The 14,484-nt window shown below is 46.7% G+C and carries 16 protein-coding genes; 3 read left to right on the forward strand and 13 right to left on the reverse strand.

The window, feature by feature from the left end:
* Positions 1-237 precede the first annotated feature (237 nt).
* The 6 genes from spoIID to QNN06_RS30070 all read right to left on the reverse strand — a co-directional run bounded on the left by spoIID (position 238) and on the right by QNN06_RS30070 (position 5,078).
* A complete protein-coding gene (gene spoIID, locus QNN06_RS30045; RefSeq protein WP_217032571.1) occupies positions 238-1,272 on the reverse strand; it encodes a stage II sporulation protein D in 1,035 nt (344 codons plus the stop codon).
* 450 nt (positions 1,273-1,722) lie between these two features.
* Positions 1,723-3,033: a UDP-N-acetylglucosamine 1-carboxyvinyltransferase gene (murA, locus tag QNN06_RS30050; protein ID WP_213117180.1), complete on the reverse strand. Its 1,311-nt coding sequence runs from the start codon at positions 3,031-3,033 to the stop codon at positions 1,723-1,725.
* A gap of 32 nt (positions 3,034-3,065) precedes the next feature.
* Complete coding sequence (locus tag QNN06_RS30055) at positions 3,066-3,908, reverse strand: YwmB family TATA-box binding protein (RefSeq protein ID WP_213117179.1); 843 nt, start codon at positions 3,906-3,908, stop codon at positions 3,066-3,068.
* 202 nt (positions 3,909-4,110) lie between these two features.
* Positions 4,111-4,344 carry a DUF1146 family protein gene (locus QNN06_RS30060; protein ID WP_213117178.1) on the reverse strand — a complete coding sequence of 78 codons (234 nt, stop codon included), beginning with the start codon at positions 4,342-4,344 and terminating at the stop codon, positions 4,111-4,113.
* Between the two features lie 152 nt (positions 4,345-4,496).
* Entirely contained in the window at positions 4,497-4,676 is a 180-nt protein-coding gene (locus QNN06_RS30065; protein WP_284036649.1) for a hypothetical protein, read from the reverse strand.
* Between the two features lie 75 nt (positions 4,677-4,751).
* Complete coding sequence (locus tag QNN06_RS30070) at positions 4,752-5,078, reverse strand: YflT domain-containing protein (protein WP_213117176.1); 327 nt, start codon at positions 5,076-5,078, stop codon at positions 4,752-4,754.
* Positions 5,079-5,291: 213 nt separating this feature from the next.
* Here QNN06_RS30070 and QNN06_RS30075 point away from each other — a divergent pair, with 213 nt between their 5' ends.
* A complete protein-coding gene (locus QNN06_RS30075) occupies positions 5,292-5,609 on the forward strand; it encodes an IDEAL domain-containing protein (protein ID WP_284036650.1) in 318 nt (105 codons plus the stop codon).
* 131 nt (positions 5,610-5,740) lie between these two features.
* Positions 5,741-5,995: a GlsB/YeaQ/YmgE family stress response membrane protein gene (locus QNN06_RS30080; RefSeq protein ID WP_217032567.1), complete on the forward strand. Its 255-nt coding sequence runs from the start codon at positions 5,741-5,743 to the stop codon at positions 5,993-5,995.
* A 52-nt stretch (positions 5,996-6,047) separates the two neighbouring features.
* Here the strand turns inward: QNN06_RS30080 and QNN06_RS30085 are convergent, their stop codons facing one another.
* Entirely contained in the window at positions 6,048-6,947 is a 900-nt protein-coding gene (locus QNN06_RS30085) for a CheR family methyltransferase (protein WP_261363786.1), read from the reverse strand.
* Positions 6,940-9,720 (reverse strand): CHASE3 domain-containing protein, encoded by a 2,781-nt coding sequence (locus tag QNN06_RS30090; protein ID WP_284036651.1) that lies wholly within the window; start codon positions 9,718-9,720, stop codon positions 6,940-6,942. The genes QNN06_RS30085 and QNN06_RS30090 overlap by 8 nt, the downstream gene beginning before the upstream one ends.
* A 157-nt stretch (positions 9,721-9,877) precedes the next feature.
* Between QNN06_RS30090 and QNN06_RS30095 the strand changes: the two genes are divergently transcribed.
* Complete coding sequence (locus QNN06_RS30095; protein ID WP_284036652.1) at positions 9,878-10,357, forward strand: Dps family protein; 480 nt, start codon at positions 9,878-9,880, stop codon at positions 10,355-10,357.
* Positions 10,358-10,640: 283 nt separating this feature from the next.
* On the opposite strand, the gene QNN06_RS30100 is transcribed toward QNN06_RS30095, so the two are convergent.
* From QNN06_RS30100 to QNN06_RS30120, 5 genes are all read right to left on the reverse strand, one after another.
* The gene (locus tag QNN06_RS30100) at positions 10,641-11,774 is read right to left on the reverse strand and encodes a PP2C family protein-serine/threonine phosphatase (protein ID WP_213117172.1); all 1,134 of its coding nucleotides are present in this window, start codon (positions 11,772-11,774) and stop codon (positions 10,641-10,643) included.
* A 48-nt stretch (positions 11,775-11,822) separates the two neighbouring features.
* Entirely contained in the window at positions 11,823-12,614 is a 792-nt protein-coding gene (gene sigB / locus QNN06_RS30105; RefSeq protein WP_284036653.1) for an RNA polymerase sigma factor SigB, read from the reverse strand.
* Positions 12,580-13,053: an anti-sigma B factor RsbW gene (rsbW, locus tag QNN06_RS30110; protein WP_213117170.1), complete on the reverse strand. Its 474-nt coding sequence runs from the start codon at positions 13,051-13,053 to the stop codon at positions 12,580-12,582. The genes sigB and rsbW overlap by 35 nt, the downstream gene beginning before the upstream one ends.
* A gap of 12 nt (positions 13,054-13,065) precedes the next feature.
* The gene (locus tag QNN06_RS30115) at positions 13,066-13,377 is read right to left on the reverse strand and encodes an anti-sigma factor antagonist (protein WP_217032559.1); all 312 of its coding nucleotides are present in this window, start codon (positions 13,375-13,377) and stop codon (positions 13,066-13,068) included.
* Positions 13,378-13,556: 179 nt separating this feature from the next.
* A complete protein-coding gene (locus QNN06_RS30120) occupies positions 13,557-14,483 on the reverse strand; it encodes a magnesium transporter CorA family protein (RefSeq protein WP_284036654.1) in 927 nt (308 codons plus the stop codon).
* Position 14,484 lies beyond the last annotated feature (1 nt).

Consider the following 14,484-nt stretch of genomic DNA (forward strand, 5'->3'; position numbering starts at 1 on the left):
CTTTTTAGAACTGTACTCCCCTTCCAAGCGCCAACCCAAATCAGCTAAAAAGCCAGGCGGCGAGCCTGGCCAAGGTAACTTTTCAATTACCTTTTTCAAAAAAATTTCCATTTATTTGGATATACTTTCCGATTTGGTGTGGTTACTTACCGATTTAGAGCACTTACTTTCCACTTTAACGATTTTACCTACACACAAAAGCCAGGCGCACCCACACGCCTGGCTTCCACACACACCCTATTTCTTCGCCGTAATCGTCGCCAGCATGTTCTCCGCCGAGGTAACCTCGACACCCTTGTAGTAGTACTGGACGATATCTTTGTAGTTTTTGCCCTCCGCTGCCATTCCGTTCGCGCCGTACTGGCTCATGCCCACGCCGTGGCCGTAGCCGCGTGTGGTGATGACAATATTTCCACCCTTTCGCTCCCATGAAAAATCAGACGATTTCAGATCCAATTTTTCACGGATATCCTTACCGGACAGCACCTTCCCGTTAAAATCAACCTTCGCCACGCGCTTGCCCTCAGTTCTGGCGACAATTTTTCCAAGCGCTGTGCTCGACCCGATCTTCACACCAAGCCGTGATTCAAACTCTTTCACGGTTATAACCTTTTGATTCGTGAATTTAGGGGATTCCTTATCCCACGGACTTGTGACGCTGCGCAAATACGGGATGTTGCCGGACCAGTAGTCCTCCGAATTCTCCGTAAAGCCGTTGCTCGTTGAGAAGAAGGTCGCATTAATCGGCTCGCCGTTATAAGTCAAAATCTGCCCGCTGGTCGACCGGACAGCCTCTATAATCTTTTTCTTCTTCCAATCATAATCCTTGCCCCAGTTTTTTCTTTGCTGCGCGTCATCTATGTAAGCCTGGTGGAGCTGTGGGGTATCGGTTACCTGCGACCCTTTTGGAGCCCCCATCGTGTCATTTTTCAGCAGCCGGTTCACAATATAGGTTCGTGCCGTCAGCGCCTGGGCCTTGAGCGCCTCCTCATTGAAATCTGCCGGCATCTCGGCAGCGACTACCCCGACAAGGTAATCTTCCAGCGGGGTTTCTTCAATCGCGGATTTGGCGGTGCGGAAGACGGCCACGTCAATGGCTGAGTCAGAGGATGGAGAAGTAGTTTCCTGTGCTGCCGGCTTCTTGGCGAGATCCTCGCCCAGCTTGCCGCTCGCCTTCTCGCTCGAAAAAGGCAAAACTAACACAGCGGGGATAATCAGTGTCAAGGCAATAAGAAATGCTGCTAGTACGATGAGTGGTTTGATATTTTTCATGATTGTGCCTCCAGTTTGTAAATTCACAGCCCACTTGCTCCTGGGATGCGTCACATTACAACATATGGGGACGGACAAGCATTTATTACCTTTTTTTATAAAAACAAAAAAGGCCAGCTATCGCTTAAAAAGTTATCCACAAATCACAGAGTTATTAGACTTATCCACATTGTTGTCAGGCGAAATTGGGTATAATTCCAAGTTGTTTATAATGTATACCGGAACCTCTTGTTAATAAACGCAATTTTTAAAATAAAAAAAGGACCTCTTGTGGATAAGTCCACCAAAAGCACAACACCCCTAAAAGTAACACAAAAAAACAGGACCCGTTATTCCAGGCCCCGTTGCTTTGGTTGTGTTCAGTTGTACCCTTAAATTAGGATTTAAGCTGAGTATAGAACTAAACACCCGCGGCATTTAGTCCAAACTAGAATGAACTATGCACGCCCCTTAGGCATTTAGATCGGTAACATATTTTCCAAGTTCGATAAAGGTTTCATCTGCTTCCTTCACACGCTCGATGTCGGCACCTAAACCAGCCAGCTTCTCGTGGAAATTCACGTAGCCGCGGTCCAAATGCTTCAATTCAGTTACACGTGTTACACCTTCAGCAACCAGCCCGGTTAAAATCAATGCAGCTGCAGCACGAAGGTCTGTTGCCGCCACTTCAGCGCCTTGTAAGTTAGAAGGACCATTTAAAATCACAGAACGGCCTTCAATTTTCACATCGGCATTCATGCGGCGGAATTCCTCAACATGCATAAAACGATTTTCAAACACAGTTTCCGTAATCATTGACGTGCCATCTGCACAAAGCAGCAAAGCCATCATCTGTGACTGCATATCCGTCGGGAAGCCTGGATGCGGCATGGTCTTGATGTCAACCGCCTTCAAGCGCTCCGGTCCAATGACACGGACGCCATCCTCTTCCTCGATAATCGTCACACCCATCTCTTCCATTTTCGCAATCAATGAAGAAAGATGTTCCGGAACTGCACCCTTTACAAGCACATTTCCTCCCGTAATCGCAGCCGCCGTCATAAACGTACCTGCCTCGATCCGGTCCGGAATAATATTGTGGTCCGCGCCAAACAACACATCGACACCCTCGATGCGAAGCGTACCAGTGCCGGCACCCTTCACGCGCGCACCCATTTTATTTAAAAAGTTCGCTAAATCAACAATTTCTGGTTCTTTTGCGGCATTTTCAATCGTGGTTGTACCCACAGCAAGCGTTGCAGCCATCATAATATTTTCAGTAGCCCCAACACTTGGGAAATCTAAATAAACTTTTGCTCCACGCAGACGGCCATCAACCTCCGCCTCGATAAAGCCATTGCCCACCTTGACCTTCGCACCCATGGCTTCAAAGCCCTTCAAATGCTGGTCAATTGGTCGAGATCCAATCGCACAACCGCCAGGCAAAGCCACCCGGGCACGGCCATTACGTGCAAGAAGTGATCCCATGACAAGCACAGACGCGCGCATTTTGCGAACATACTCAAAAGGCGCTTCCTCTTTTAACACTCTAGATGCATCAACAACAACCGTATTATTATCAAAAGCCACTTCAGCGTTTAGGTTACGTAGCACTTCATTAATTGTAAATACATCGGAGAGTGTCGGTACATCACGTATCACACTTTTTCCATCACTTGCTAATAATGTTGCAGCGATAACAGGCAAAACGGCATTCTTTGCACCTTCTACTTTAACCGTTCCGTATAGCCTTTGTCCGCCGCGGACGATGATCTTTTCCAAGAGTATTCCCCTCCGCGTCCATTTTCTCTATATTAATATTCAATCGTAATGATAGGGGTTCCTACTACAACCGTAGTCGGACCGCCCAATCCTTCGGAGCGTAAGCCAATTTGTAAATTCATGTTATTATTTTTCAAGTCAATCGCATCTGTAAACAACGGCGACATGGCCGAAACAGACATGAAATTCTCCTCTTTTAACGCCTCGATCTCTTTAGCTTGAAAGCCCGACATCAATTCACTCGCCGTCTTTTCTAAAGCCTTATCAATCTTATCACTCACAACGCCCTTCATACAAGAAAAAACTGTTGGTTTACCACGAAATATGTCATTTAGCCTATTTTCAAATTGACTGCTCATGATAAAGGATTTAGAGGCTTCGTTCCACTCATTGCCCCTTACACTATATACTATATACGCAGTCGTAGGTTGTTTTGTGCGGGTTGCCAAGAATTGAAGCTTTTCTGAGTGGTGGTTAGATGCTGTGGATACTGCCGTCATTTCCCAAGTCTCGCTTGTTGTCCTCTCCGTCCAACGCCAGTCGGGAAACTTTTTCCGTAAAACATTCGCGTATTCCTTCACGTCAATACCAGCCGCCTGCTCCCTTGCATAAAAAGACCAATCCTGAAGCATAATATCTTCGGCCTGAAAAACAGCTGCCATTTTTCCAAGATCCTTTTGGAAAGATAACTCCCGGACACGCGTCTCGCCTTGTGTCTGTTTATGGTTCGTGCCGACGCTCGTTTCTCCCTTAAAAAAAGATGCGATTTTCAAATCCAGGCCGCCGTTTGCCTCAGTGGTTCGGTTCCCCATCACAACCAGAATAATACTAAAACATGTAATCAGGCATATATAAGTGAATCTGTTTCTGTTCATTCTCTCGACTCCCCCTTATTACCATTGTTTCCAAGGAGGGAGAGAGCATACTTGGGAATTCTCGTCACTTTTAGACAAAATCCCGTTTTTTATCTATAGGTGGTAAAACGTCTGACAAGTTTCAGATTATTTTTCCACATAAATTTGATTGTACTCAATCTATAACCATTTTGGAACCTTTAATTTTTTTCCAATTAATGTTTTATTGAAACATTAACGGTAGTTGTCTCGACCATTGCAGGTAGTCAAGGAAAAAGTTACTAACTGATGATCCGATGAAGATTGCCAATAATATGTACAATAAACGTGCTTGAAATACATGGTTCGGCTTCAGCAGTTTATCCAGGCGAATCGCCTGCAGGGCCCACCAGGAAACCGCGATACACACCAAATGAGACAGAATGCTGACTAACGCAATTTGCCCAAAATCATCCATCTATACCGCCCTCCCTTTCACACCCTTCCTATTCTACCACACTGGTCATTTTATTTCCTTTAATTGAAGATTTTTCCCATAATAAATTACCTGCCTAAGCACGATTGAACCTCTCAAAACGTGTTTAGGCAGGTAATTTAAGGATGGCCAATTTACACCTCATTCCATATCTGCTGTAATCTTAGTGGTACATACACCCTTTCTCCATGAATTTCTCGATGAATGATGGGCTCCTCAATAAATTGCTCAAAATGGAGTCTTGCCCGACTTTTGCGTCTTGCTTTTGTGCGTTCTCCCATTAATCTTTCAAATTTTATCGATGAGTGTTTCATAAAAATTCTCCCTTCCCATTTTTTTGTGAGCCGTCGCCCTATTGAGTAGGGCAACAGCTCTTTTTCTTTAACTCCTTAAGCTGATTTAGCCGCAACGACGATGACTTTTCCTCGGTCCAAGTCCTCTTCATAGCGCTCCGCCTCAAGCGGAGACATCCCTAATGATTCTAGTTTGGCACGCAGTTCATCTCCCCGCTTTCGAAACACGTTGGCAAAAGATTCAATGACGCCTTGCTCCTTGACGCCAATCTCATTAATATCCAGAGAGTCAGTTAAATCCTGAAATCGAGTCTTATCATGGGCCAATAAATAAATTTCATCTTTTGAATATCCCTGCATGATTAATTCATCAATTTCCCTTTTTGCTTGTACGCCATTTTCTACTACTTTAATTGTATTCATGTTCCATTCCTCCTTTTAACGTTGTACAGGTTATATAACCGTCCTATGAAAAATTGAAACCTATTTTTTTCGAATTTTTTTGAAATGAGGCATGGGGACGGTTCCTGTGCCTCACTTTGTGATGCAAGAGAACCGTCCCCGTGCATCAAAATTTTTTGGAAGTAGGTTACTCCGATTCAAAGCACGGGTATATAGAAAGCGGAGGTGGTTTAGATGAGGAAATTATCATGTAAATATTGTGGAAACAAAGAATTCTACGTTCTAAGTGTAAACGAGACGCTGTGTAAATGCGGGATGCGCTTAAAGAAGTTTAGTGATTATCACACTGAAAGGGACGCTAAGTGGGAGCAGCTTTTTCGAAAGGATCAAAAGCGCAAAGCCGAACTCATCTTAAAAATCAGCCTGTTAACTCGTGAGATAGACAGCTGCCTTGATAATCGGGATGAGTCGCGGTTTCAAGAACTGACGGAAGAATTAAAGACCTGTTGGCGAGCCCTACATATAGGAAGAAATCATTCTGAAAAAGTGTAAAGGAGGCATAGGGACGGTTCTTGTGCCTCACTTTGTGAAGCACGAGAACCGTCCCCATGTTCACTAAATGGTTTCATTTTCATTACAAACGGGTATTTAGTCTATATCTCATTGAAAGGGGAGATTACTTTATGGGTTTTATTTGGTCATTAATTATTGGAGGCGTAATCGGCTGGCTGGCCGGACTGATTCTTGGGCGTGATGTACCGGGAGGCATTATCGGTAATATTATTGCCGGTTTTATCGGCGCTTGGCTTGGATCGTTTCTGTTGGGGAGCTGGGGACCGGTAATTGGCGGCTTCTACGTCTTTCCGTCCTTAATCGGCGCAGCGGCTCTGGTCTTTATCCTCAGCCTGATTCTAAGAAACGCCAAACATTCTCATTAATATAGTAAGAAAAAAGAGACTGTCACAGCTCGACAGTCTCTTTTTTGCATTTTCACCCCGCCCCATTACCTTTTCGATAAATTCGTTCCTGGGCATTGAATTCTTTATAATGCAAGCCTTTTGGCAAAAACAGAATCGACTCCTTGCTGCCGAGTCCAAGGAAACCGCCGGTCGCCAGGCTGCCGTAAAAAAGACGGTGGACCTGCTGCTGGAGGCTGTTGTCAAAATAAATCATCACGTTTCGGCAGAGGATCACATGGAACTCATTAAAGGAACCATCCGTGACCAAATTATGCTGGGCAAAAATCAGGTTCTCTTCCAACAGCGGTTTAAAATAAGCATATTGATGGTCGGTCGTATAGTATTCCGAAAATGCCTTACCCCCGCCTGCTTTCAAATAATTTTTCGTATATTGCTGCATTTTTTTAAGCGGGAAGGCGCCTTTTTGGGCAGCCTGAAGCGCTTTTTCGTTCATATCAGTTGCGTAGATTTTCGTTTTTTTCGTAAGCCCCTCTTCGTGCAGGAGAATGGCCATCGAATAGACCTCTTCTCCCGTTGCGCAGCCCGCATGCCAAATCCGGATTTCGGGAAGCTCCCGCAAGAGCGGGATCACTTCCTCGCGAAACGCCGCAAAGAAGCTGGGGTCGCGGTACATTTCCGTCATCCGGATTGACAGATCATTCAAAAGCCGCTCCAAACAGCCAGGTTCGTGGAGAACTTTTTCCAATAGGGCGGTAATCGTCGGCAGCCGCTCTGCTTTCATCCGATTCATTACCCTCCTCGTCAATGAGGCCCGGACATACCCCCGAAAGTCGTAGCCATACATCTGATACAGCCCCTCGATTAGCAAATTCAGCTCGACTTCCTGCACCTCCGTTAAGGTAAACGGTTCGGTCTCAGGTGATGGTGTATCGCTCGTATCGCTCGGCGATATGCTCATTTTGTTACTCATCCGTATTCACCTGCTCTGTCAGCCATACCCGCATGAGCGAGAACAGCTGCTCAATATTTAACGGCTTCATGATATAATCGGACGCCCCCGCTTCTATGCACTTGTCGCGCTCGCCCTTCATCGCCTTGGCTGTTAACGCAATGATTGGCAGGCGGTGCAGACCGAGTTCATCGCGTATCACTTTCATCGCCTCATAGCCACCCATCACCGGCATCATGATATCCATAAAAATCAAATCAAAATCGGCCTGATCACACAGAAGGTCGATCGCCTGTTTTCCGTTTTTCGCAACTTGTACGGTAATCCCCTTGCGCTCAAGCGCCGTGACCAGCGCGTAAATATTGCGGCCGTCATCCTCGACAAGGAGAACCTTTTTTCCATGAAACAGCTCGTCATCGGTGCCATGCTCTGCCTCAATCATATCGCCGTCCGCTACAGCCTCATCCTGAAGCGGCTCCTGGACAACTTCAACCGCACGGCTTGCTGCCACTTCCTTGAGCGCCGTCAACATCTCCTGCTCCGGCGCCGGATCTGTCAATAGTTCATGTTCAGACTCCCGTGTGCTTGGGATATACAAGGTAAACGTACTGCCCTTCCCAACCTCGCTGTCAACCTCAAGGGCGCCGCCAAGCAGGCGGGTAAATTCACGGCAAATCGATAAGCCAAGCCCGGTGCCGCCGTATTGACGATTCGTCGTCCCGTCCACTTGCTGAAACGCTTCAAAAATAATCTGCTGTTTATCATGCGGGATTCCGATTCCTGTATCGGCTACCGATATGGCCAGAACCGGACCGCCACAGTGCAGCTGCTCCGCCTTTTCCGGAGGCGATACGGCAATATGGACTGTCACTGAGCCCTGCTCCGTAAATTTGAACGCATTCGATAATAAATTTTTTAAAATTTGCTGCAGGCGCTGGCCGTCTGTGGAAATCACCAGCGGCACGTTCGCATCTGTCAGGACCTCAAACATCACATTCTTTTTGGCTGCGACCGGATCGAACAGGCTTTTTAACATCTGCGGCAATTCGGTCACATTCACCTCGTCTGTCAGGATCTCAATTTTTCCGGCCTCAATTTTTGATAAATCGAGAATATCATCAATTAACCTTAACAAATCGGCGCCAGCCGTGTTCACAACACGGGCATATTCCTCAATCTCGTCTTGGTCCATGCCGCCATTTTCCATCAGCATTTGTGACAAAATCAAAATACTGTTCAGCGGCGTCCGTAGTTCATGCGACATATTCGCCAAAAAGTCGGTCTTGTACTGCGAGCTCAATTGCAACTGGCGCGAATAATCCTCGAGCTCATCCTTCGCCTTTTTCAGATCGCGCGCCCGCTGTTCAGCAAATTGTTTCTGCTCTTCCAAATATTCGTTGACGTTCTTCAATTGTTCCTGCTGCATCTGCAATTCTTCGGACTGGGCCTGCAGCTCTTCAGATTGTGCTTGAAGTTCCTCGGTCATGACCTGCGATTCCGATAGCAACCTTTCGACCTCCATCCGACCGAGTACATTGGAAATCGATGAGCCGAATTTGTCCTGTAAAAGGTCGAGCAAGGTTAGGTGCTGCGAGAGGAACGGCTTCAGTGCTGCGAACTCGACAACTGCTTCGACCCGGCCCTGATAGATAATCGGTGCCACCAATAAATTTCGCGGTGACGATGTCCCGAGGCCGCTCGTCACTTTCATATGATCTTCCGGCAAACGGTCAATTAGAAAAATCCTTTGGTCGAGCGCCGCCTGGCCGACGAGCCCTTCCCCAAAGCGGAAGCTGGGCTTAACGCCAGCCTCATCGGAGACTGCATAGCCTGCGACTTTGACGAAGTCGACCTCGCCGCCTTGTTCCCGGCGCAGATAAACAACGCCGTAACAGGCTTCAAGCAGCGGTGCCAGCTTATTGATCACCCGCTGCGCAAGCTCATTAATATCGGTAATTCCCTGATACAGCGTCGAAATATCAGTCATACTTTTCTGCACCCAGTGCTGTTTTTCGAGGCTGCTGAGCAGGTGGTTCATGGCCTCCGCAAGCTCCCGCGTCTCATCGTTCGCTTTGACGCTGATTCGTGTCGTTAAGTCTACCTTCGAATCAGTGATGTTCTGAATCGTTCTGACGACTTGCTTGATCGTTTTGACAATGGAGTTTGACAACAAAAACGCTGTTGCGATGGTAATGAAGGTTACTAAAATGATAATGCCATATAAGATGATTTTTAAATTGTTATTATTCTGAAGGAGATCGTCCGTACGCTTTGACGTTAGCTGCTTTTCTTTTCCCAAAAAGGAATCCAACTGGGTGCGAAGCTGATCAGTCACCTTTTTCCCGGTTTGTTCCTTAAAATGCTTGGCCAGTGCCGCTTCGTTGCCTGCCTTTTTTTGATTGATGGTAAATTCGCCGGTATTCGTGACCCAATGTTCAATCACCGGTCTCATTTCTTCCAAATTTCGCTGCTGACTGCTGTTTTCGTCGAGCAAAGAATGGAGCTTGTTATAATTGTCGAGCCAGCGGCGGTTCCCCTCGTTATACGGCTCGAGGTACTCCTCCTGGCCGGTTAACGCATAGCCGCGGATTCCAGTTTCCATATCGAGGACATTTTTTTGAATCTGATTTGCCAGGTCATGGACCTCAATGTCGTGCTGCGAAAGGAATTTTACCTCATTTTGCAGTGCGCTCATCCGATTCACCACAACGAGCAGGGACAGCACGAGGCAAATCAGAATCGTGAAATAGCCTGTGATAATTTTTGCATGAATGCTGAAATTGACGCCTTTCATTGCGCCACCCCCTGTGTTTTTTCTCTAAAACTATCATATCGTTTCTCTTACATCCACCCAATGAGTCGCAGGTCCCGTGGTGAGACAGGACGATGGTCCCCTTTAAACATTTAATCGTTTCATCTGCCTGTTAGAAGGGTAATTACTAAGTATCACCATGAAATTGGAGGTTATTAGCATGACAAAAACAAAAGACAAAACAACGCGACTATCAGATACGATGAACAAGCAGGTGGCCAACTTCTCAGTCTTGTATATGAAATTGCATCATTACCACTGGTACGTAAAAGGAGAGAATTTCTTCACACTGCATGTAAAATTTGAAGAATTGTACAACGAGGCGGCGCAGCATGTCGACACCATCGCCGAGCGGATGTTGGCCCTTGGTGCCAAGCCGGCATCCACACTCGAGGAAACGTTGAAGCGGGCATCCATTAAGGAAGCAATGGATGAAGAATCCGCAAACGACATGGTTCAGACATTGGTTGATGATGTGACCACAATTTGCTCAGAGCTAAGCGAAGGCATCACGATGGCCGAGGACCAGGAGGACGAGCCAACCGCAGACTTATTCACGGAAATTCGCGCCTCGTTGGAGAAGCATGGGTGGATGCTGAGGGCGTATTTGGCGTCGTAACTATTGGATATTCCGCTCACAATTAGCGGATAGTGGACAAGCTGGCGAGTAAAACCTGGATTTTGACGAGTAAATTGGGAAAAGTGACGAGGAAAAGAATAAATTTGGCGAGTAAACTGACAAAGTTGGCGAGTAAATCTGTTATTTTAGCGAGTAAACAAAAAATTGGGAATCTACTTTATTAGCTTCAATAAGGCCACCAACTGGCGGATAACTATTTTTACCTGTGGCATAAGGAAAGGGTGTCGGTTTATGGCCGGCACCCTCTCATTTGCCCGCCCATCTAATTCGCAGAAATCATCACCAGGCACAGGTCATCTTTCTGCTCCTTCAACGGCTTCGCACCCGGCAGCAGCTGCTCGAGCAGGCGCTCCGGATTGTCGTTTTGCCGCAAACCGCTGATCAGCTTTTCCCATGCGTCCTCGTACTCCTCCTCCAGCCATTCAGACAGCCCGTCGGTAAACAGCAAAATCCGCGCGTCTTCCTTATAAGGAATCACACCCGTGGTTACCTCTATTTTTTCAAAAAAACCAATCGCCGAGCAGCCTTGGTCAAGCTGCTTCACTTCCCCATCGATCAGCGCAAGACCTGCTGGATGCCCCGCATTCACGTACTCGATCGTCTGTTTTTGCGTATCCAGGACAAAATAAATCGCAGTGAAATAATAGTTTATCAGACTTTCAGGCATATGGAGCTGATTCATACGCCGATTGAGCTCCTGCATCACGGCCGCCGGGTCGCCCATTCCTGTAATCGCGTCCTTTAATGCAGAATATATGTACATACAGACAAGTGACGAGGAAATACCGTGCCCCATCATATCAAGCAAAATAACCCCATAGCGATGGGGGCTGATTTGGTACCAGGCGTACAGGTCGCCGGCCAGTTCAAAGGAAGGCCTATAAACGGCAGATATCGTCACATCTTCGTTCTCAAGCGGACTGCCAAGCACACTGCGCTGGACCTGCTTGGCCAAATCCAGCTCGAATTGAATCCGCTTATCTCGTTCCTTGCGCAAGTTCATCTCATGTTTCAGGCGCAAGACCGACCGAATCCGGGCCAGCAGTTCAACCTTGTTGATGGGCTTCATAACATAATCGAGCGCTCCGGCATCCATTGCTTCGGCCATTTTATAGGAATCGCCCATAGCCGAGACAAAAATAATCGGCAGGTCGTGGAAACGCTCATTGGCTAGAATCGTCCGGCATGCCTCGATTCCGTCGATTTCCGGCATCATCAAATCCATAAGAATTAAATCAACCGGAACCTCACGGGGTCGTCCCGCATCCAGCTGCAAATAGTCATATAATTCTCGTGCTGATGTCAGCAGCACCAATTGATCGTAACCCGCCTTCTGCAGGATTTTTTCTATAATCATCAGGTTCGTCCGATTATCATCGACAATTACAATATTCATAGATGTTCCCCCAAACTATTGATGCTGCTGGCGCCTGACCCCGACTGTTTAACGCGTCTCTTCATCAGTGGTCTGACTCCCCAGGGCCTTGCGCAATTTTTCAAGTGCCTTCTTCTGCAGCCGGGAAACGTGCATTTGCGAGATTCCCATTAATTCTCCGGTTTCCCGCTGGCTTTTGTTTTCGATAAACGCGCAATGAATAATCGTCTTTTCCCGCTCAGAAAGAACATCAAGCGCGCTTTCAAGCAGAAGCTTCTGATCAACTTTTTCAAAGCCTTCATCAGGAGCGCCGACAACATCCAATACGGTCACCGTACTGCCATCCGAGCCTGCTTCAATCGATTGGTCGACAGAAGATGCCTGATAGCTCTTGCCCATTTCCATCGCCTCCAGTACTTCCTCCTCGGTAATCTCTAGATACTCGGCAATTTCATGAATCTTTGGTGACCGCTGATATTGATTGGTCAGCTCGTCCACCACCGTTTTAAGCTTCGGCCAAACATCCTTGACGCGCCTCGGCACATGCACACTCCATGTTTTATCCCGTAAAAATCGCTTCATTTCCCCGATGACGGTCGGGATCAAAAAGGACTCGAACGGACGACCGATGCTGGGGTCGAATCTTCTGATTGCGGACAACAGTCCGATCATCGCCACCTGCATGATGTCCTCATCGAAGCTTTTCCCCTTTGAATATTTCCGTGCAAGGCTTGCGACCAAAGCCGTGTAATGCTCCACTAAGATGGTCTGGGCTGATGGACTTTCATTTTCTTGAAATTCGGCAATTAACGCCTCGATTTCTTCCTTAGTTCGTTTCATGGTTTGCGATGGCTGTGTCATGATTTTCACGCTCCCCGCCCAAATACTTCGCCATGAAGACCGTCACTCCGGAATGATTCAAAACTCGGACTTCATCCATCAACGTTTCTATTAAAAATAGTCCTAACCCTCCCTCTGTCAATTGCTCCACAGTACTTGATTCAGTGTAAGGACCCAATTCATTTTTTGTCTGGATAAAATCAAAGCTCTTTCCACTATCGGCCACCGCTATTTCCAGCTTGTCGTCGTAGATGCCAAAGCCGACAATCACCTCGCCGCCCTCGTCCTTGCCGTACGCATGCTGTACCGCATTTGTGACCGCCTCGCTCAAGGCGATTTTCAGATCTTCAATTTCCTCATATGTATACCCCATCCGGCTGGCAATTCCTGATAACGTCAAACGCATTACACCAACATACTCCGGCTTTGCTGGAATCTTCATTTCAATATAATCCATCATATCGCTCTTCCCCTATCCTCTAATTTCCATTACATGACTCAATCCCGTAATTTGAAACAGCCGCTTCAGCCGCTCTGACATTTCAATCAGTCTAAGCTCGCCGCCATTATTTTTCAATTGCTTGAACAAGCCGACGAACACGCCCAGTCCGGTACTGTCCAAATACGTTACATCCTTTAAATTTACGGTAATCACTTTATTTTTTCCGTCGGCGAGCAACGCCAATTCCTCTCTAAGCTTTGGTGCCGTAAACGCATCAATTTCCCCTGCCGCTTTAACTACCACTTCATTCTCATTTTGCTGCTTGTCTATCGTTAAATTCATCCATCCTCACCTCTACATGATTTATAGGGTATATACCCACGTTGTTTATATCTGAAACCTATTTTTTAAAAAATTTTTTTCTAGTATTATACCAAAATATGCTAAAAGGCCGAATCGAGCGGATGGCCTAGATAAATAGTGGGATATCCGCACAAAAAAACACGCCCCAATGACGTGTCTTATTTAAAAAACGATCCTCTCTTTTTCCCTTTCAACAAGTCCCCGGTCCAGCCTTTCATTTTTAAATAGCCATATAATAAGGCTGTCGATACCACAATCAACACGAGCGACAGAATATAGCCAAAGCGCCACTCAAGCTCCGGCATGTGCTTGAAATTCATCCCCCATAATGCCCCGAAAGCCATGACCGGCGTAAAAATTGTTGTCATCACTGTCAATGTTTTCATAATTTCATTGCCGCGATGCGAGGAGATGACCTCCTCCAAATTGATCATCGCATCAAGCTCGTGCTCATATTCACCAAGCAGCGCCATCGCCCGCTCGATTAGCCTGCAAGTGCTAGCATACACCTCGCTGCTGCAATGAAGATTGATCTCTTCAATCGCCATCCGCAGCTCTTTGATTGGAATTAACACGTTCTTCGCTACCAATAATTCGTGCCGGCGCGTGTAGAGCAGCTCGAGAATCTTCGTTTCATTTCGTTTTCGTACACCCCAAATCAACGTTTTGAGCGCCACTTCAAACTTATCAATCTCCACGAGCAATCCGTTGACAATTTCCCCGAGGAAAAATAGACAGCCGTCGACAGCGTTTTCCGCGCTGCCCAACTGCTGTTGTATTTCTCCCTGCTCATCCCCCGGCAATTCCAGACCGACCGTTATCAGCAGATCCTTTTTCAAATAAAAATGAAAGATTTTAAAGTCCCATTCCTCACTAAAGTTTTGTTGATAAATCAGCGATCCTTTCAATACCTTTTCTCCGTTTTCAAGACTGCCGATCTTGACATAGTTGGTTTGATTTTTACGGGCATGTTTAAGCCAGGCATCCGAAGCAGGATCTCGAGGAAGCGGCGGATTGATATTCTCCAGCTCCATTTGATGCAGCGCAACCCATTTCCAGTTGTGTTTGCCAAAGTAAGTCTCCAAG

It is taken from the genome of Neobacillus sp. 114, from assembly GCF_030127045.1.
GTDB classification, from domain to species: domain Bacteria; phylum Bacillota; class Bacilli; order Bacillales; family Cytobacillaceae; genus Neobacillus; species Neobacillus rhizophilus.